The sequence below is a fragment of the Leptospira harrisiae genome, from assembly GCF_002811945.1.
Classification (GTDB): Bacteria; Spirochaetota; Leptospiria; order Leptospirales; family Leptospiraceae; genus Leptospira_A; species Leptospira_A harrisiae.
Window position 1 is genome coordinate 1,365,626 of record NZ_NPDX01000001.1, and the last position, 20,388, is coordinate 1,386,013.

At 37.2% G+C, this 20,388-nt stretch carries 16 protein-coding genes; 8 read left to right on the plus strand and 8 right to left on the minus strand.

The features are described 5' to 3' along the window. Nucleotides 1-10: 10 nt before the first annotated feature. Together CH364_RS06300 and CH364_RS06305 are read left to right on the plus strand one after the other, a co-directional pair. Complete coding sequence (locus tag CH364_RS06300) at nt 11-2,728, plus strand: PAS domain S-box protein (RefSeq protein ID WP_100742718.1); 2,718 nt, start codon at nt 11-13, stop codon at nt 2,726-2,728. Between the two features lie 114 nt (nt 2,729-2,842). Continuing rightward, nucleotides 2,843-6,004 (plus strand): efflux RND transporter permease subunit, encoded by a 3,162-nt coding sequence (locus CH364_RS06305; protein ID WP_100742719.1) that lies wholly within the window; start codon nt 2,843-2,845, stop codon nt 6,002-6,004. An 80-nt stretch (nt 6,005-6,084) separates the two neighbouring features. Here CH364_RS06305 and CH364_RS06310 read toward each other — a convergent pair whose 3' ends face one another. After that, nucleotides 6,085-6,417 carry a YkvA family protein gene (locus CH364_RS06310; protein WP_100742720.1) on the minus strand — a complete coding sequence of 111 codons (333 nt, stop codon included), beginning with the start codon at nt 6,415-6,417 and terminating at the stop codon, nt 6,085-6,087. 307 nt (nt 6,418-6,724) lie between these two features. On the opposite strand from CH364_RS06310, the gene CH364_RS06315 reads away from it, so the two are divergent. Beyond that, nucleotides 6,725-7,186 carry a VOC family protein gene (locus CH364_RS06315; RefSeq protein ID WP_100742721.1) on the plus strand — a complete coding sequence of 154 codons (462 nt, stop codon included), beginning with the start codon at nt 6,725-6,727 and terminating at the stop codon, nt 7,184-7,186. 103 nt (nt 7,187-7,289) lie between these two features. Here CH364_RS06315 and CH364_RS06320 read toward each other — a convergent pair whose 3' ends face one another. Genes CH364_RS06320 through CH364_RS06340 form a run of 5 tightly spaced genes read right to left on the minus strand, consistent with a single transcriptional unit; the run spans nt 7,290 to nt 10,778 of the window. Then, nucleotides 7,290-8,243 carry a lysylphosphatidylglycerol synthase transmembrane domain-containing protein gene (locus CH364_RS06320; protein ID WP_100742722.1) on the minus strand — a complete coding sequence of 318 codons (954 nt, stop codon included), beginning with the start codon at nt 8,241-8,243 and terminating at the stop codon, nt 7,290-7,292. Between the two features lie 10 nt (nt 8,244-8,253). Next, nucleotides 8,254-8,598, minus strand: a complete 345-nt coding sequence (locus tag CH364_RS06325; protein WP_100742723.1) for a histidine triad nucleotide-binding protein — start codon at nt 8,596-8,598, stop codon at nt 8,254-8,256. Between the two features lies 1 nt (nt 8,599). After that, the gene (locus CH364_RS06330) at nt 8,600-9,496 is read right to left on the minus strand and encodes an ROK family protein (protein ID WP_100743446.1); all 897 of its coding nucleotides are present in this window, start codon (nt 9,494-9,496) and stop codon (nt 8,600-8,602) included. Nucleotides 9,497-9,498: 2 nt separating this feature from the next. Then, nucleotides 9,499-10,170, minus strand: a complete 672-nt coding sequence (locus tag CH364_RS06335) for an ABC transporter ATP-binding protein (protein WP_100742724.1) — start codon at nt 10,168-10,170, stop codon at nt 9,499-9,501. Next, nucleotides 10,170-10,778: an ABC transporter permease gene (locus CH364_RS06340; protein ID WP_100742725.1), complete on the minus strand. Its 609-nt coding sequence runs from the start codon at nt 10,776-10,778 to the stop codon at nt 10,170-10,172. The genes CH364_RS06335 and CH364_RS06340 overlap by 1 nt, the downstream gene beginning before the upstream one ends. Between CH364_RS06340 and CH364_RS06345 the strand changes: the two genes are divergently transcribed. Together CH364_RS06345 and CH364_RS06350 are read left to right on the plus strand one after the other, a co-directional pair. Further along, entirely contained in the window at nt 10,772-12,316 is a 1,545-nt protein-coding gene (locus CH364_RS06345; protein ID WP_100742726.1) for a restriction endonuclease, read from the plus strand. The two genes, CH364_RS06340 and CH364_RS06345, sit on opposite strands and share 7 nt — an antisense overlap. Further along, the gene (locus tag CH364_RS06350) at nt 12,316-12,948 is read left to right on the plus strand and encodes a hypothetical protein (RefSeq protein ID WP_100742727.1); all 633 of its coding nucleotides are present in this window, start codon (nt 12,316-12,318) and stop codon (nt 12,946-12,948) included. The genes CH364_RS06345 and CH364_RS06350 overlap by 1 nt, the downstream gene beginning before the upstream one ends. A gap of 1 nt (nt 12,949) precedes the next feature. Here CH364_RS06350 and ruvA read toward each other — a convergent pair whose 3' ends face one another. Then, nucleotides 12,950-13,549, minus strand: a complete 600-nt coding sequence (ruvA, locus tag CH364_RS06355) for a Holliday junction branch migration protein RuvA (RefSeq protein WP_100742728.1) — start codon at nt 13,547-13,549, stop codon at nt 12,950-12,952. Between the two features lie 170 nt (nt 13,550-13,719). On the opposite strand from ruvA, the gene CH364_RS06360 reads away from it, so the two are divergent. The 3 genes from CH364_RS06360 to CH364_RS06370 are packed head-to-tail and all read left to right on the plus strand — an operon-like array spanning nt 13,720 to nt 17,761. Further along, a complete protein-coding gene (locus CH364_RS06360) occupies nt 13,720-15,594 on the plus strand; it encodes a patatin-like phospholipase family protein (protein WP_100743447.1) in 1,875 nt (624 codons plus the stop codon). Nucleotides 15,595-15,618: 24 nt separating this feature from the next. After that, nucleotides 15,619-16,869: a C40 family peptidase gene (locus tag CH364_RS06365; protein WP_100742729.1), complete on the plus strand. Its 1,251-nt coding sequence runs from the start codon at nt 15,619-15,621 to the stop codon at nt 16,867-16,869. 1 nt (nt 16,870) lies between these two features. Beyond that, a complete protein-coding gene (locus tag CH364_RS06370) occupies nt 16,871-17,761 on the plus strand; it encodes a patatin-like phospholipase family protein (protein ID WP_100742730.1) in 891 nt (296 codons plus the stop codon). Between the two features lies 1 nt (nt 17,762). Here the strand turns inward: CH364_RS06370 and CH364_RS06375 are convergent, their stop codons facing one another. Further along, the gene (locus CH364_RS06375; RefSeq protein WP_100742731.1) at nt 17,763-20,372 is read right to left on the minus strand and encodes a PAS domain-containing sensor histidine kinase; all 2,610 of its coding nucleotides are present in this window, start codon (nt 20,370-20,372) and stop codon (nt 17,763-17,765) included. Nucleotides 20,373-20,388: the final 16 nt, after the last annotated feature.

Consider the following 20,388-nt stretch of genomic DNA (forward strand, 5'->3'; position numbering starts at 1 on the left):
AAACGATAGAATGAATCCGATTACTTTTATTGCAAACAAACAAGAATTATGTGAACTTGTATTGGAATACGGATTACATGGATTTTTGATTTGGGATAGAAACACCGGAATTGTGTATCCGAGTCCGGTGGCTTCAAAGTCAATGGGGATGGCAGTGGGACAATCTTTTCCTTCCGAATGTATTTTGACTCATTCTGGAATTCGATTGGATTCATTCCCCGGAACCCAAGAATCGGTGGTTGGTCGTATTTGTTTTGATCCAAATAACAGTGCTGGATTTCCATTCCGAATTTATCCAAAAGAATTTATTGAATCGGGAAAAAAATACATCCTTCTTGTATTAGATACAACATTGGAAGGCAAAAATCATCCGAATCCATACATTTTACAATCTGCAGAATTATCACGAGATTTATTTTCTTCTTCGTTTCGAAACTCAAGTATTGGTATGAAAATTGAAAATCCTCATGGAGAACTTATTGAAGTAAATCCAATTTTTTGTCATTGGCTTGGTTATCCTGCAGAAGAACTAAAAACAAAGTCCATATCCGAAATTACTCATCCTGAAGATTTAGAATTAGAACTTTCTTATTTAGAAAAATTAAATCGTGGTTCCATTCAAAGTTTTCAAATCAAAAAACGTTACATCACAAAAGATAAAGGATTGATTTGGGCCGTATTAAATAAATCGATCATAAGGGACCATTTAGGGAATCCAGTTTATTATCTTTCGCAAATCTTAGATATTTCAGAGTCCTTACAAGCAGAGATGGACTTACAAAATGTTTCACGGTTACTCGACCAAGTAGCAGGCCTTGCAAAAATTGGCGGTTGGGATTTGGATTTAAGAACCAAAAAAGCAAACTGGACAAACGTCACCAAAATAATTCATGAGGTGCCAGATGACTATATCCCAAGTGTGGAAGGAGGGATCCAGTTTTTTCAGTCAGAAGAAAGTTATCGTAAAATTTCGGAAGCAGTTTCTTCACTTTTGGCAGAAGGGAAGGAGTATGATCTAGAGTTAGAAATGGTCACTGCAAAAGGGAATCAAACTTGGATTCGTACTATTGGCCGTGCAGAATACGAGAATGGAAAAATTGTAAAAATTTACGGAATCATTCAAGACATCAATGAACGCAAGAAATGGGAAATGGCACTGGCTGCACAAACTTCGATATTATGGTCTTTTGTAGAACATGCACCTGCTGCTGTAGCTATGTTAGATCAGGAAATGTGTTATGTAGCTCTTAGCCAAAGGTGGGTCGAAGATTATAAAATTCCGTTCACCAAGGATAAGATCATTGGAAAAAGTCACTATGAAATTTTTCCAAATATCAGTCAGGAGTGGAAAGATATCCATTCGCGGGGACTGAGAGGCGAAATATTAAAGCGAGATGAAGATGTTTGGAGGCCACCAGGTTGGGAAAAAGACCAAGTGATTCAATGGGAGATTCGACCGTGGAAACAATTAGGTGGCGGAGTTGGTGGGATCTTGATGTTCACACGTGACATCACTGAAGCTTATGAAACCAAACTAGAGTTAAAGGCTGCCAAAGAGTTTGCTGAAAAAGCTTACAGTGCAAAGTCAGAATTTTTGGCGAATATGAGTCATGAAATTCGAACTCCTCTTAACGGCATCATAGGTTATTCAGACTTACTAGCGGAAACCTTGGAAAATTCTTCTTATAATGAATATGCACAAATCGTAAAACAATCGGCAAATGCTTTACTCAACATCGTAAATGATATATTAGATTTTTCTAAAGCAGAAGCCGGTAAGTTACAACTGGCGGAAGAACCAAATAACGTTAAGAAAATGGTTTTAGAAGCAATTAAAATTGTGAATATCCAGGCTATGATGAAAGGTCTCGATATCAAGTTTCACATTGATGAAAATATTCCAACAAATTTAATGTTTGATTCCAACCGGTTGCGCCAAGTGATTTTGAATTTACTTGGGAATGCCATTAAATTTACAGAAAACGGATTTGTGGAATGTAACGTAAAAAGATTAGAAGAGACAAACTCTGATTTGGTGAAACTTAGAATTTCTGTTAAGGATACCGGGATTGGTATTGCGGAAGACAGCCAAGAAAAAATATTCGATTCATTTACTCAGGAAGATTTTTCCACAACTCGAAAGTTTGGTGGAACAGGACTTGGACTTGCCATTTGTAAACAATTATTGTCTCTGATGAAGTCAGATTTAAAATTAAAAAGTGAATTAAATCATGGAAGTGAATTTTATTTTGATATCCAACTTAGGATTCCTCAGTTTGATCCGCTTCTCAAAGCAGTGGATACAGAAACAAAAGAATTGAATGAAAAAGATCGGGTTCATTCATTCCATTCTGGAACTGCAAAAATTCTAGTGGTTGAAGACAACCCAGTAAACTTGGGTTTGATGAAAAATTTTATCAGACGGATTCTTCCTGAAGTAAAAATACTGGAAGCTCAAAATGGGGAAGAGGCTATCAAAGTATTTCAAAACGAAATGCCTTCGCTCATTCTTATGGATATCCAGATGCCCGTGTTAAATGGTTACGATGCTACAAAGGAAATTCGGAAATCTAGGAATGGAAAAACGGTACCCATCATCGCAGTAACTGCAGGGATCATTGCAGGTGAAAAAGACAAATGTCTTGAAGTTGGGATGAACGATTATCTCAGCAAACCAGTCCAAAAAGAACATTTGAAACAAACTTTACTGAGATGGTTAGACCGTTAGGCGATTTTAATTTCTTTTTTTGAATTCAAAATCTGTTGTTTTTCTTTTCCCTTATTGAAAACTGACCTGTTAGTCAACTTTATTGTCAATATTTCAAATTTTGGGAAGTAACAGATGCAACATATAGCAAAATTCATTACCGATAAAACACTTATCATTCAGTTCATCTTAGTCTTATTCGTTTTGATTGGACTTTCACGTTTACTTTCGATGCATAGAGAAGCTTTTCCGAATGTGGCGCTTGATAAAATTGTAATAGAGGCCCCACTTCCAGGTGCAACTCCAGAAGAAATCGAACGTTTGGTTGCCATTCCAATCGAAAAGAAATTAAGAGCAGTTGCAAAGATCGATAAAATTAGAAGTTATAACTTAGAAAATGTCAGCGTGATTATGGTATTCATTGTAGAAGGTACCAAAAATACAAAAAAAGTTTTAGATGATATTAAGGATGCTGTTGATTCAGTTCGGTTACCTGATAATGCACAAAAACCTAAGGTGAGGGAAATCACAACGGAAAAACAAGAGGTAATTAGTCTTGCTCTCTCATTGAAAGAAGATTCGAAAGATTCAACGTCCGACTACCGTAAGTTACGTGACACAGCTAAAGCTTTTGAAGATCGGTTTTTCCAAATTAAAGAAATTGCTGAAATTGAAAAAATTGGATATAGGAATCGCGAATTCCTTGTGGAAGTGAATCCCAAAGCGCTCAACGCAAAGGAAGTGGGACTCAATACTGTCTTAAATGCATTGGGTTCACGAAATATCAATATGCCATCTGGCCGTTTGAAAGTGAATGGAACTGAATACCTTCTTCGGACTCGTGGAGATTTTGAGGAAGCAAAAGATATGCTTTCTGTTCCCATGTTGGGAAATGAATTTGGTTTCGCCACAGTATTAAAAGATGTAGCAAAGGTATTTGATGGATTTGAAGAAGAAAAGACCTACGAAAAGTTAAACGGTAAAAATAGTATCATTCTTCGGGTTTGGAAAACTGACCAAGCTGATATCATCACAACCGCTGATACGGTAAAAACTTTAGTCACCTCAATGGAAGGGAATTTTCCTGAAATAGAAACTAAAATTTATGATGATAAAAGTAAGGACGTTCGTCGCCAACTTGGCGATTTGATTTTGAATTTTGAAACGGGTCTTGTTCTTGTTATGTTATCACTTATCTTTATTCTGGGTCTGCGCTTAAGTATAATGATTAGTGTAGCAATTATATTTATTTTTCTTATTGCCTTTATTTTTTTAAAACAATTCGGATTTACCATCAATACCATCACGATATTTGGGATGGTGATGGTTCTTGGAATGATGGTAGATAACTCTATTGTTGTTGCAGAAAATACTTATCGATTGATGCAAGAGGGATTGGATAGAAGGGATGCCATCTTACAAACATTTAAAGATGTTTTGGTTCCACTTTTAGTTTCCTTCCTTGTGATTTCAGCTGCATTTTTCCCATTACTCTTTATGAGTGGGGTTATTGGGAAATTTATTTTGGGAATTCCTGCAGTGGTTCTTGTGACACTTGCAAGTTCCCTTCTGTTTGCTCTTGTATTTTTGCCTAATTGGTTGAACCAATTTTTACCAAAAAACTTTAAGGGTCAGGTAAAAAAGGAAGAATCCATCGAAGAAAAAGAAGGAGCCTTTGGGTATGTAATTTCTGGATACAAACGAACAATGACGTTCGCATTGAAACATAGAGTTTTTGTTTTATCGATATTTACCTTTATCTTTTTCTTTACGTTGTTTCTTGCGGGAAAGTTTTTACCTTTTGTGATGTTTCCTTCAGGAAGTGAAGAGGACATCGAAATTAAAATTTGGATGCCTATTGGAACAACTTTACAAAAGAACTTGGAAACCATTGAAAAGATAGAACCTGTTGTTACGAAAATGGCTGGAAAAGATTTTGTACATTTACGAAGTCGCATTGGAATTCATGAAAATCCAATTACTGATCCAAAGCCTGGTTTGGAAGTTCATAGATCACACCTAACAATGAAACTTGTGACTGCAGCGGATAGAAAGGTATGGGAAGATGCGAGGGTCCTTGTTAAGAAGATTCGTGAATTTATTCAGGAAAATAAGGTTTCTGGGAATTTTCCAAAAGAAATGATTTATGATGTAAATGCCAAAATTAAAGGACCACCTGTTGGGAAACCCGTGAGTTTGGAAATTCGTGGGGCTGAATTTTCGGTCATCCAAGAGATCGCAGATTTATACATTAAAGAATTAAAACAAATGGATGGTGTTTCTGACATCCGGATTGATTTAGAATTGGGAAAGGAAGAATATCGATTTTTTGTAAAGGATGAAATTGCGGGACGAACAGATGTGAGTGTTCGTGATATTGCTAGATCAGTTCGAACAGCATTTAACGGAGAGGTTGCTTCTACAATCAGTAAAGGAGAAGATAAAATCAATATCCTTGTTCGTTTTCCTGAAGCAGAAAGACAGTCAGTTTCAAGTTTGAATTTAGTAAAGGTTGAAAATAGAAACCGCAGACTGATTCCTTTGAACCAAGTTGCCTATTTTGAAAAGGATCGTGATTACTCCATGATCAACAGGCAAGACTTACAACGAGTGGTGCGACTCGAAGCTTCGGTTGATACGGATAAAACGACTTCTTTGTTTGTGAATAGGCAACTAAAGAATTTGGTGAATGTTGATAAATATGCAAAAGATAGTTACTCAGTTATCTTTGGTGGAGAACAAGAGGATGCAGGTAAGTCCTTTCGAGATTTAGGTATTTCTATGTTACTTGCAGTTGCTGTAATCTTTGGAATTTTTATTGTGTATTTTAATTCTATTGGAACAACAACGGTCATCATTGGTTCCATCCCTTTTGGGATTGTCGGTGTTCTTTTTGCACTTATGACACATGGAATGCCATTAAGTTTTATGAGTACTTTGGCAATTGTGGCACTCAGTGGATCGATTGTTGCAAATACTTTGATACTGATTACTTTTATTGAGGAACTTCGTATGCAAGGAATGTCAATCGAAGAAGCCATCATTAATGGTGGAGCCATTCGATTGCGTCCAATTTTTTTAACTACGATTAGTACTGTGATTGGACTTGTTCCTAGTGCATATGGGATTCCTACATTGGATCCGTTTGTCCAACCATTATCACTCGCATTTGGTTGGGGATTGTTTTTTGCAACTGGAGTGACTCTTGTATTTGTACCTGTATTGTATCGAATCAAAGAAGATTTTAAACATATCTTTTCGAAGATTTCTTTTTCTAAATTTGTGAGAAAAGTATAGAGTATACTCGCGTTAGTATTGTAAGATTAAAGCTAAAAATCGTTACTTTCCGTTTTGGTAAAACGATTTTTGGTTTTAAATTATTTTTCCTCTTCTTCCGAAAGTGACGAGTTTGCTTTTGCGTAATGTTCCGGTTTTAATTGTGATTTGATGATAAGTAGGGTTGTGGCGATGACTCCGGCATCGTCAGTATAACCCAAAGCCAAAATGATATCTGGTATGGCGTCCACCGGTGATATAAAATAAAGTAATGCCAAAACGATTGAGGCTTTTGCTGTTAAGGATGTATTTTCATCTAACAAACAATAATACATGGCGATGACATCTTTGATAAAGGGAATTTTTTTCCCTGTTTCTTTTATTTTTTTCCAGAAATTATCTTTGATGAATTGGATCTTTTGTTTATCATTCATTACTTGAATAATTTACTAGATTATTTCCACCAGGCAAGAATTATATTACAGAACTTTTGCGAGAGGGATACGTCGGGCTTGGTCTGACGTAAGTCAGACGGGAGCGAATGCGGACCCCAAAGTAGCCCGGTCCCCATAAGACAATTCATTTTATGGTATTCGAAGAGAGGGATTTGTTTTGAATAAAATTTGGGGGACTCGCCCAGAAATCAGAAAAATGAGCGAGAAAAATAATTTTCGAGAGAAGGTCATTCAAAGAATGTGGTGAGGTAGAAATTATATTTTTGCAACAATTGAGGTATAAATCATGTCCCGTCCTTTCAAAGTATTAGGAATCCAACAAGTAGCCATCGGTGGCGAATCAAAAGAAAAGTTATCCAAGTTTTGGGTAGAGGTGATGGGACTAACAAAAGTTTCTGATTACAGAAGCGAAAAAGAAAATGTGGATGAAGACATTTTGTCCATGGGAAATGGACCGTTTAAGGTTGAGATTGATTTAATGCAACCCATTGATCCAAATAAAAGTCCCAAAGTTCATGACCCAAAACTAAATCATATTGGCCTTTGGATTGATAAATTGGAAGAATGTGTGGAGTATTTGACCAAACAAGGAGTTCGGTTCACTCCAGGCGGAATCAGAAAAGGTGCGGCAGGTTATAACGTTTGTTTCATTCATCCAAAAGGAAATGAAGAATTTCCGCTTTGTAGCGAAGGGGTTCTCGTCGAACTTGTACAAGCTCCAGAAGATGTAATCAAAGCATTAAGTTAAGAGAATTCACAATGGCAATTCAGTTGGTTAAAATGCCGATGGATTGCCATCTTCCATTTCCAAACCGAATCTGAAAGATTGGGTTTGGTTTTTCCATTTAGTTTTAATTTGATATTTTTTCGTGAGTCAAACGCCAGTATAGATAGGCAATTAAAGCTAAACTTGTTGTAATTATAAACTGTGTTAGGTGGACGACCGTTGCATACACAAGTCCTTCTCCAGGGTCTCTTCCTAAAATAATAAATCCAGATATGATAGCTGCATGAAATACTCCTATTCCAGAAGGAGCTGAAGGTATAGCAACACCCATCCCACCGAGGAACATAAATAATAAAGCTTCGGGGAAACTAAGAGGCATTCCGATGAGTAAACCGGCAAGGTAGTAGGAAACAGCATACCCAAAAACCCAAGTGGGAATAGAATAAAGAACTGGTTTTAATAATTTGTCACCCTTTAAAAAGGAGGAAAATTCGACAAGATGGTGGTCTAACTTTTCTTCGTATAGACTGTGTTTGCCGATAAGGATAAATAGTTTTTTGATAAAATTTCGTAATGGGTCCAAAAAATATCGAACGACTGTTAACCCAACAATCATACCAACGATGACAAGTGTGGATATTAGTAGTAAACTTAGGTTTTTGGATTGTCCTAGTCCCATATAAAAGAGTGCGGACGCTCCTATGATAACAACTGATCCAAGATCCATTACCTTTTCTAAAAAAATACGACTCAGTAAATGGGTGAGTGGAAGTTCCGTATCACGTTTGTTCATGATCAAACGAACAAGGTCACCCCCTCTTGCAGGAAGAACCATATTGAGCCCAACTCCGATGATCGCCGTGGTAAATGCTTTTGAAAAACTAATCTTTTTTTCTAAGAGATAATACCATCGAATTGAAAACGGAACAAAAGCCCATAAATTGGATAAAAACAACAGTGGGAAAATCCACCAGTTGATTTTCCCTTCCAAACGTTCGAATTCTGCAAGGTCAAAGTTCTTTGATAGAAAATAAACCGCTATTCCTGAAACTAAAATTCCAAATAATAATTTTCTCATATAATTCTAATTAACCCGGTGGCCAAACCATGTGACGACCACCTAGCAGATGAAAGTGGATGTGGTGTACGGTTTGTCCGCCAAAGTCACCACAGTTGTTTACTAACCGATATCCTTTTTCGGAAATTCCGTTTTGTTTTGTTAGTTTGGGGATGATGTGAAATATTTCTTTTAATATCGCAGGATCCAAATCTTCAATTTGGTTCATACTGGAAATATGAACTTTGGGAATGATGAGGACATGAAAGGGAGCTTGGGGAGTGATGTCGTGAAACACGAGAATGTTTTCCGATTCATATTCCTTTTTGGTAGGGATTTCTCCACTCGCAATTTTACAGAAAAGACAATTTTCCATATTATACTTTCTCCTTAGAAAAAACAAGAGATGCAGCACCTAAAGCACCTGACAAACTTCCGCCCGCTCCGATTTTGAGCCGGTCGTTTAACACGGGGAATATGGTAGTTCTAATTTCAGATTCTAAAAGTTTACCATATAAATCATAGGATTTAGTGATCCCACCTACAAAAACTACCGCTTCCGGGTTAAGCAAATGAATGGCCCCTCGTACTGCATGAGCCAGTGCTAATGTTCCAAAATGTAAAATTTCTAGTGCAAGTGAATCTTTTTTACGGACCAATTGAAAAAATTCTTCTGCATTTCCCAATGTTTGGTTGGATTTTTCCGCATAACGATTTAAAAAACCACGTGTAGAAAAATAACTCTCCACACAACCTTTAACCCCGCATCCGCAAAGTGCTCCACCAATCACAGAAGTGGTATGTCCAATTTCAATCCCATTGCCTAGATAACCAGAATAAAGAATTCCTCTATTGACAAACCCACCACCAACTCCGGTTCCTAAGGTGACGATGAGTTGTGATTCTGTGTTTTTATATGATCCAAAGTAGGCTTCCCCAAGAGCAGCGCAATTGGCATCATTTTCATACCAAACGGGCAATGAAAATTCTTTTTTAAGTTCTTCTTTGATTGGTAAGTTTTTTAGGCCTTGCATATTGGCGCTGGAAATCATAACCCCTCGTTCATTGTCTAAGGGACCGGGGGATCCAACTCCAATTCCAATGGCATCGGGTATGAGCGGACGAATTGTATCTTTTAAATTTTTTAAAAAACTTTGGTTGTCCAAATGTTCGGGAGTGGGGGAAATTTGTGACCTAAGTTCGTCTCCTTTTTTGTCAAAGAGGCTAACTTTGATGCTCCCTCCACCGATATCCACTCCGATGGCATTTCCCAAACTCATTCTCCCTTAATGACTTGGTCGAATTTCCCCTGTTTCATTTCATAAACAGTTTGGGCATCAAAAGCAAGTTTCATATCATGTGTGACAAGGATAATGGAATGATTTCGTTTGTTGTATTCATTGAGGAGGAGTTGGACTAAATAACTATTTTCTGGATCTAAATCTCCAGAAGGTTCGTCTGCAAAAAGGATGGCAGGATCATTGATGAGAGACCTTGCAATTGCCGCTTTTTGGATTTGTCCTCCCGACAAAGTACGAGGTAAAGAATTTTGGATATCACCTAACTTTAAATGTTCTATCAAATAATCGCATTTACGAATATAGTCATCATTCGAAAACTTACGAGTAAAGAGTGCTGGCAAAAGGATGTTTTCTCTGATCGTTAAGTTTCCCACAAGTTCGGAAAATTGAAAAACGAGTCCTAAGTCACGGGCCCGAATTTCTGCTAGTTCTTGTTTGGAAATTTGGGAAAGTTTGATTTGGTCGTAAAGGATGTCACCTTCTGTTGGTGAAAGCATTCCCGTAAGCATCGAAAGCAAAGTGGTTTTTCCCGATCCGGATGGTCCAATGATGGCAACATAGTCACCTTGGTTCACATCGAAACTAACGGAACTGACAGCTTCGTCTTTGCCAAATCGTTTGGTCAGGCTGTGGACTCGGAGTAACATTATTTCTGTCTCCGGATGGATTTATAAGGATCAATGTAAGAACTAATTCCAATGGTGGGAACAGAAACAAGTAAACCTAGTGCAATAAAGAGAACCAAACAAGAAAAAACGGATTTGATCTCACTGATGAATCCGAAATCTGCCGGTGGATTTAAGTATGCGAGGTTTATCATGATCGCCAGTAGGAAACTTGGTAAAAATAGGAAAAATAAGGACAAAGAATGGAGCCAAATGCAACCCAACCTGTTTCCTCCAATGGCCATCATCACTCCAATGTCACCGAGTCCATGAAGGCAATGAAAGAAAAAGAGAGCCATTAATGCAAAACTCGTGGAATAAAAAAGAATCTGGGGAGATTGGTCAAAGGAAACGATACTAGTAAGGGACACACCAGAATACAAATGGAAGTGAATCCTAATAGCGAGTAAAAAGAATGTAAAAAATAGGGCACCGACAAGGCCATAGGCCACCGAGTAAAGTCGATCCCGGAAGAGAAGTCGAAGAGCAAAGGAAATGTAGGTGAGTTGTATCACTTCCAGGACAGAATTGACGTAAGACTCTTTTTTACCAACTAAAATAGGAAAATAGGAAGTAAGCGAATTTGGCATTTTTTATCTTTGTGGGAGCAGCTGTGATTATGCTCGGGTTTCTTTTGACCTTCATTGTTGGCCAAAGAAGGGATAGTTATGCCAAGGCCTTGAGTCTCGCCACACTTGGGAATTTTTTAGATGCACGGGCCCTCGTGCGAGAAAAGCTCGAAGAAGACCACCAAAACCCTTACGGACACTATGTAATGGCAAAAATCTATGCCATGGAAAATGATCCCTTAAACGAGGCCAAACACCTCGAAATCATTAAAAAGAACAACCGGTATACAAAAGAAATCGATTCCGTCACGGTTTCGAACCGCATTGCTGATATTTATTATACAAAAGATTTTTTTGAAGAAGCCTTCTTTCACTATTTGGATACTCTCCAAGCGGATCGCTCCAATCCCATCGCTTGCCTCCGTTTAGGTTTTATGGCACTTGGACAAAAAGAATTTAAAATTGCGGAACATTTCTTTTCTCGAATCCCGGAAGAAAAAATCAATCTTTCCTCATACTTCATTGCCCGTGGTGTGATTTCTGGTGTGACCGGCGGGGGAAAGGAAAGGGAATATTTTGAAAAGGCGTACAAACTAGAAAAGTCACCAGTCTCCGGATTTTTATATGCGCTCTCTCTTTCTCGGGAGAACAAACACAAAGACGCTGTAAAAACGGCTGTTGCCATCAGCGAACAGATCGAAGACGAGTTTGTTCGGTTTACTCTCTTTCAATTTTTAATGACAGAAGCCATCCTCATGCAAAATTTTCCTGAGGCATTAAAGTATGGGCGTTTGTGTTTGGAAATGGCGAGACTCAATGCCTGGCCTAGCGAAATCATAGAAACAAGCATTCACTTTGCAATGATCACTGTCTATATGGGGAGGCTCGATGATGCTTCTGAATATTTGATCGAAGCAGAAGCCGAACGATTGGATGATCCTGATGTAGTGGCTTTAGCAAATTTAAAATATAGATTGGAACGTGGGACGGGGACAGTCGAATCGCTCACCCATGAGTATGATCTCTCGAGAGAACTTAATTTATTATCTGTAAACTTATTTCCCAATTCTAGATACTTTGAACTGAGTGGAATGCGTTCTTCCAAACCATTTAATATCAAAGGAATGGTGGATGATGCAGGAAAAAAACTAACTTCGAAACTTGATATGTTGGGACTCGATAAATTTGAAAAGTTTATCAGTCTACCTGGAACCAATTTCAAAAATCAAGCCACTCGTATGGTCATGAGTATGGGATATCGTGTGACAAAGGAAATGTCGAATCCAGAAGCGGATGGGGTAAATTTACTTGCCTCTTCTAAAGAAGATGTAAACAAAAGAGCCTTATTTCGAGTTCGTAAATGGAAGGATGCAAAAGTATCCGATGTATTCCTACGCGAGATGACAAACCAAATGGAAGAGTTAGGTGCGACCAAAGGTTATGTGGTTGGAAATTTTGATGTCACTGAGGCCGGCAAAAAAATCATCGCTGCAAGTAACGGGGCTCTCGAGATGTACAGTGGGGATTTGTTTGAGGATCTTCTCAACAAAACAATGTAATGAAACTTGAGACCAATCGATTTTGTATTTTGTCATTTGCCTTAGTTTTTTTGTATCATTGCCAAATCCAAACTGGTGGTTCCGAATCAGAAGAATCCAAACTTACAGACCAAACGAAAATCCAGGAAAAAAAGACCACTACTAGCCCTGGAACCAATGAAATCATCTGCCCCATTCCGATTTCTCAAGGAAAAATTTATGGAACCTCGATTTCAAAATTTGACCAAACTGTCATTTTATCAGAACTAAAAACCCTTCTTTCCGATCTTTGTGAACGGAAGTTCTATCACCTCATCAATCTAATCCACCCCACCAAAGGTTTGTATGTCGATGCCAAAGGATATTGGACCATTGATGAAGTGAAAAATGATTTAATAGATCCAAACGGATATTTTCAGGTATATTATTTTGACTCTAAAAAATTAGACAAAAAAAAGGGAAGTCCAGGAAACTTAACGGTAAGAGATGTTTTTATAGCAGCAAAACAAGTGATCGTGGATTTTTATGTAAGTTCTAGTGAAGAAGTGGAACTTAAGTTCCGGTTTGAAGAAAATCCAAAACTAGAAAGGTATTTGATAAATCCAAGTTTTATCAAAACGGAAGGGAATTGGTATCTCCTCCGTATGTTTTAGTTTAACGATTTCCTGTAATCACCTGTTTGACGATTTCAGAAGCGGTTGCTAGTGGGTTTATTTTTTTTGCATCTGATACTTGTTTTGTGGCAGTTTTTTCGTCAAAACCAAGTTGGATGAGGGCAAGTGTTGCCAAATCAGTTTCTCTATCTTCGGAATCTGTTTTTGTGGATTCATCATTTAAAAAGATTTCTAGTTTTTTTAAGTTTTGTTTGATTTCAAAAAGAATTTTTTCAGAAGTTTTACCTTTCACTTTGGGAATTTTTTCCAAAGTTTTTCGATCATCTTCTTTTGCGATTTTATACAAATCGTCTGCTTGAAAAAAAGATAAAATTTTTAAGGCAGTAAGTTCTCCAATTCCATGAAGGGATTTGATGAGTTGAAAAAGTTCACGATCTTTCCTCGTGGAAAATCCAAACAGTCGTTCCCCTCTGTCAGTGATGGAATGAAAGATATGTAAAAAAATCTCTTCTTTCATTTTGTCCTTACATTCTAAGTGTAAAGGAAAGGGAATATGAACTTCGTATCCGACACCCGCTACATCTAAGACCAGGTGATCCATTTCTAATTGAATTAATTTCCCACGTAAACTTGCAATCATCGTTTTGGTTCCGCTTCCAAATTCTAGGAAACCATCTCTTTGGCGACAACTCTTTTGGTTTGTTTCCTTACAATCATACATCTCTGCTAAGAGTTTTTCCCTTAATTCGATTTGAATTTAAAAAAGAAAAGGAGGTTGAATTTTTATCTCTATCTAGTAAAACAAATGAGGTGAAACGAATCCGGTTGTCTAAAAATCCGAGTCTGGCTCAGTATCTGACTTTAGCAGACCTATTTAAAAATTTACCACATACGGTTCTTCGGGAAATGAAGGAAAATACCGTTCGAGAGTTTTTAGTGGGAGGTGAGGTTTTATTTGAAGAGAACTCAGAAGGAAATGATTTATACATTTTAGCCGCAGGAAAACTTCGTTATGAAAAACGAGGGGCAGATGGATCCATTCGGGATGTAGGTGAGTTCAAACGACTTGATATCATTGGAGAGCTCAGCTTATTCACAGGTGAAAAACGTTCGGCTACTGTAAAGGCAATTCGGGATTCGGAACTAATTCGGGTACCACGAAACGTGGCTTTGTCCATTTTGATTAAATACCCTGAAAGTTTGTTACAGATCACCAAAATCATCGCCGAAAGGTTGGCAAATGCCAAAAAAGAAAACAAAGAATTTTTTCCGCTTCCCCGGACCTTTTCTATTTTGACATCCCTCCCAAAAACATCTTTAGATGAAATCATTCATAAACTAGGACTTATTTTCCTTAGGTATGGTTCGTTTTGTGTTGTGGATGAATCCGTTTTTTTAGATCGAACAAGCGAGTTGCAGTCGTTAGCTGAAAAAGATAGAGAACCATGGATCATCCGTTTTTTTTCTCAAATGGAAGCTGAATATGATTTTGTTTTTTATCTATTAGAAGACAAAAAAGAATTCACCACTTGGTCGGAGAGAGCACTTAGGCAGTCAGATTCAATTATATTGATCAAAGAAGCCACAGCAGATCCTAATTGTATCCAGTTAGAATCCTTATTGAATCAAAAAGAAATCAAAGAGAGAAACCAAGTATTAGTCCTTCTCCAACCAGATGTTGTAAATGTACTTCCTGGTACGATCAAACATTTGCAAAAAAGAAAGTATAGTCGCCATTTTCATGTTCATTTTGATCGGTTGGATACTTGGGAAAGATTGGGAAGGGGATTACTCGGAAAATCGATAGGTTTAGCACTGGGTGGTGGTGGTGCAAAAGGATTTTCGCATCTAGGTGTTTTGCATGCGATAGAGGAAAATCAAATTCCCATTGATATGGTTTCTGGAACCAGTGCGGGTTCTATTTTTTCTGCTCTCATTGCAATGGGAGAATCGAGTCAAGGAAGTCAAGAAAAAGCAAAAGCCTTTTGGATCTCCAAAGACTTGTTAAACGAGTATACCGTTCCCGTTTTATCTCTTACCACCGGAAAAAAATATACTGAAGCCATCCGACAATTTTTTGGAACGATCCAAATCGAAGATTTATGGATTCCTTATTTTGCGGTTGCTACCGATTTGTCTCACTCTGAAATTCATGTGTTTGATAAAGGAGATTTGTGGAAAGCAATTCGAGCCAGTACATCCATTCCAGGTGTGGTTCCTCCATTTGTGGATGAAGGAGTTGTGTTTGTAGATGGAGGTGTTCTTGACAATGTTCCTGGAATTGCTTTGAAGGAACAAGGTGCCGGCAAAATCATTTCTGTAGATGTTTTTGGAGATATTTATCCTGACCAAGACCGGGAATTATCCTCTTATTTTGATAAATCAAATCCAGGTGTGATGGCAAATCCACTGACACAAATTACAAACTTAATTAACTTTAACGAAATTCTAAGGCCAAAGTTTCCTCCCATTGGAGACATTATCATTCGTTCCATTCTTGCTTCTAGTAGGGATCGGATCCGCCAAACAGAAAAAATATCAGATTTGTTTTTACAAATTCCTACGAATAATTTTGGGCTTTTGGATTGGTTTGCCTATGAACGTCTTATTGAACTGGGATATGTTTCATCGATTGATAAAATCATTCGTAATAAAGAGAAATTTCTAAATCCTACTTTACATTAGATTCGATCAGTTATCATAAAAAGTATGTCTTTGTATCGTTACTTACATATTTTTTTGATTTTTGGTTGTTTCACTTTTGGATCCTTGGATTTTCTTTTTGCACAAAATCTAGATTCGTTAGTGGAATCAGTTTACAATAAACAGGAATCACTTCTCATTCGTAGTGAAATTCGAAAACGTTTGGGAGATCGTGCCAATGAACCTTCCATCAAAGAGATTGTAAAATCTTTACGAGTTTGGGCTGTGTTTGAGTCAATGCCTCCAACTGAATTTGCAGAAGAAGTGGAACGGTTTGTGATCTTAAAAGATTATGGATTCAATTGGGAAGAGACAGAAGAGTTGATTCCCTATTTCATCACAGCCAAACCAAACAAAAAAGACATTCCGTATTTAGGTAAATTTTTTAAGGAAATGAACCTTTCGAAAGTTTCAGAAGAAACCGTTTTGGATCTTTTACGGGTTGCGAAAGCCAAACAATGGAGTGGTGCTTCGGTCCTTGTGGCAGGTAGGTTGGTTGTCTTATCTCAAAAAAAAGAACCCAATTCTATACTCACACTTAAAACTTTGGAATCCCTTCTTCCAAAACAATTTGAAACACTCAGTGATGAGAAAAAGACAAAGTTTTTCAAAGATTGGTATTTGGCCTCCGCGGGAAAAATTGAGGAAAAACATTGGGAGATGATTCAAACCGATTCAATTCAATTGAGTTCCAAAAAGACTGAAAAGGAAAAATTTCAAACTTCTGAAAGGCGAACAGAAATTATCTGGAATGAACAAGGGGAATGGGTGAGCAAAGAAAGACCAAAACTGGATCCCAATCTAATTTTTTTAGAAGAACAAATTTCCAGTCCGGAAATTGTCAGTAGCAGCGAAAAAGATAAACGGAAGTTAGTTGATCCAGTGGGTCGCCAATGGATAGGAACTCCTTATCTTTATGGTGGATTTTCACGAAGGGGTGTGGATTGTTCAGGACTGACAAAATCAATTCTCACAGATCCCAAAATCGGAATGAATGACCGAATGATTCCAAGGTCTGCAAGAGACCAAGCACAGATTGGAAAGTCCGTTGTTAGGGATAAACAACAAATTGGTAATTTAGTATTTTTCTCTGCTTCACCGAACACAAGTAAAATCACACATGTTGGGATGGTTTTAGAAAATGGAAATTTCATTCACGCTTCGACGAGTCGTGGAGTTGTGATCCAATCCTTAAATGAAAAATGGTGGAAGGAGAGATACGTGACTGGTCGAGATATTTTTACGGTAGGAAAATAGGATGGGAAAAAAGAAAGCACTCGTATTGTCTGGGGGAGGTGCGAGAGGTGCGTACCAAGCAGGTGTTTTGCGATATTTAGAAGAAATCCATTGGAAACCGGATATCATTTGTGGAACTTCTGTAGGTGCCATTAATGCTTGTGCCATTGGTTCGGGAATGAATTCCAGTCGATTGTCTGAGTTATGGCTTAGACTCAATCAGAAAAATATAATGCGATATTCGATTTGGAATATGTTAAAAGGACTCTTTCGAAAAAAATATTACCCACTGGTCGAAACTTATCCTCTTAAAAAATTCATTCATGAAAATTTGGATTTCACGAAACTGAATGAATCTAAAACAAAAGTAATCATTTCTGCAGTAAACATTCTGAGTTCGGAATTAAAATTTTTTGAAAATCCTAACTTACAAATTGAACATATACTTGCATCGTCTGCCATCCCAATGATTTTCCCTTGGCAAATCATTGATGGTGAACCGTATTGGGATGGGGGAGTGATGGCAAATACTCCGATTCTTCCGGCACTCACAAATGAAGCATCTGAAATTGTAGTCGTGTTACTTTCTCCGGTTGGTGGTATGCGAGTGATGGATGCTCCGAAAACAAAAGATGAGGCCCTAGAAAGGTTGTTTGAGTTATATTTACTTGGTTCCTATAGAAGTGTAGAACAAGGATTGGAATATAGAAAGACAGTTATGAAAGGCCTCACTCCGATTGAAAACTTTTTATTCGGACTTAGAACAGATTATAAAAATGCAAACATTTCAGTAATCGCACCAAAGCAAATGTTAGGTTTAGGTAGCATTTTAAATTTTAAAAAAGACCAAGCAGAACTGTTATTAAATCAAGGTTATGAAGATGCCAAAGATTTTTTTTCGAAACAAAAATAGGTTAATCCAATCCTTTCGGAAAACTTAAATAGAAGGTAGAACCTTTGCCAATTTGACTTTTTACTTCAATGGCTCCGTTCATCGCTTCAATTTGGTGTTTGCAGAGGAATAATCCCATTCCTTTCCCTTCTATGTCTTGTCGCAATCGAAAGTTCATTTTGAATAATTTCTGGCCATGACGATTTGTATCAATCCCAGGACCGTTGTCAGTGATGGCTATTTTTAAAAAATTTTTTGTATCTTCATATGAGACATCAATTTTGCATACTTGGTTTGGGTTTGAGTATTTGATCGCATTGGTTAGGATATTGTTTACGATGCTATCAAAATAAGCTTGGAATCCGAGAAGTTTCATTCCTTCGGGAAGTAGGTTCGTGAACTCTATCTCTCTATTCGAACCGTTTTTTAGAATTGAAATTTGTGCATCGATACTTTCTTTGATTAAAATTTTTGACTTTGGAAGTTCTTTGGTATCTCTTTCTATTTTTAAAAGTTCATTGAGATTAATAATAATCTGGTCCAACTGATAAGAAGATGATTCGATAAATCCTAGTAATTCAGGATTGGAGGGATTTTCCTTTAACATTTCCGTCAGACTGATTAGATTCGCAATCGGTGCCCGTAAGTTATGCGATGTAATGTATGTATATTCTCTTAGACGTTCGTTTTGTTTTTTAGTAATTTGAACTAAGGATTCAAGTTCTCTGTTTTTTGTTAATAAAAGATTTTCTTTTTCAAGTAAGGAATCTTTGACCATTTTTTGATCCTGGATATTTTGAATTGCTCCATAAAATCCAATACAAGTGTTTTCAATAAATTTCGGCGTGGCAATGATGCGAATCCAAAATTCATTTCCAGTTCCTGCCTGCACTAAACATTCTAGATCAAATGTGTCTTTTGTAGCCATACAATGAGTTTCTTTTTGTTTTAATATTTGGGTAAATTCTTTGGTTCCAAAAAAACTTAAATCGACTCCATTCACATGTTTGGAGGTTTGTACTAAAATTTCTGTTGCTACTTTTGAAAGAGTGATTTGTTTGTTGGCTAAATCATAATCAAAACTACCCACTTTAGCGAGTCGGTTTGTACGGAGCAGAAGTTCTTCCATGCGCTTTCGATCTGAGATATCTCGTGTTTGTATCACGAGACCATCGTTAGTGGGGATGACTTGGTGGAAATAATATCCGGGAGCAACATAATTGCCTGGAATTTGAAACTCTTCTTCTAAGGGAATTTTATTTAAGACTACATTTTTGTAGTTTTCAAAAAATCCATTTTCTCTGTTCACAGGAAATAATTGGCAGATCCCCTTCCCAAGTAGTTCTTCTTTTTTCATACCTAGTTGTTCTACTGCCTTTTCATTTAAATCGGAGATGATAAAATCGATAATTTCTCCCTCTTTGTTTTTTAATGTTTCCAAAAAGTAAATTGCTTCCAAGGCAGATTTCATTGCCGCTTGGTATCGTTGGCTACTAACAAGGTATTTTAATTCTGTTTCTTTTTCAGATGTGATGTCTTTTGCTGCTCCTATGATTGATATTATTTTTCCATTTGAATCTTGAATAGGGCGAGTGTAGTCACGTAACCATTTGATTTTTCCAGATTTAGTTCGAATTCGGTATTCAACAACTCCCGTTTCTCCCTTTAAAATTTTTGTCATACGTTCTGCGAGATTAGTTAGATCTTCTTTGAGGATGACGTTGAACCAACCACCTAACTTTGTAATTTCTTCAATGGAATATCCTGAAGTTGTAGTTAGTTCTTTGGAACTCCATTCCGCTATGACTTCACCATTAATGATTTTAGCGCTATAAATATAATCCGAAGTAAGTTCAGTGACCATTCGCAGTCGATCTTCTAAAACTAGGGTTTCTGTAATATCTCGAGAAACACCTACAATTTCTTTTATATTTCCCTTTGCATCGTGAATTGGATTTTTAACTGTTTCCAAAATTCTTGTAGTACCGTTTGGTCCAAGATTTGGTTCTCTCCTTACGTAACTAGTTTCTCCAGTTTCAAAGACCTTTTTGTCTTCTAAATGATATGCCTTTGTGTATTTTTCTTCGTTGTAAGGTACACCTTGGATTCCCGTTAAGTTTTGTTTGGTGAGGCCGTAAAAATCGGCACATGCTTTGTTTACATAGGTAATTCTAAAATTTTTATCCTTACAGAAAACTAAATCTGTGATTGAATCTAAAATTTGTGAAAAATATATTTCTCTCTCTTTTGTGTATCGCTCTAATTCTTTAGTTTTTGTTAAGTCTGAAAAACTTGCAAGTAGATGCGTGATTTTTCCATCCTTGTCTTTGGAGCTATAAGCTGATACTGCGATGTCAAAAGAAGAACCGTCTTTCCTTTTTGCACGTAATTCTCCAGTCCATTGAGATTTGGATAGAATTTCTGATAAGATGAGTTTTGTTTTTTCTTTGTCATCGGTAAATCTGAGAGTGTTTTTCCCGAGGATTTCATCAGTATGTTCATAGCCCCAGAGGGTAAGGAAAGCCTGGTTTACAAATTGAATGTTTCCTTCTAAATCAGAAATTACAATTGCATTTACCGACTGCTCTAAAATGGTATTGATCAGTCTTTGGTCTGTAAGTTCCAATCCCATCTACAAAAAGATAGGA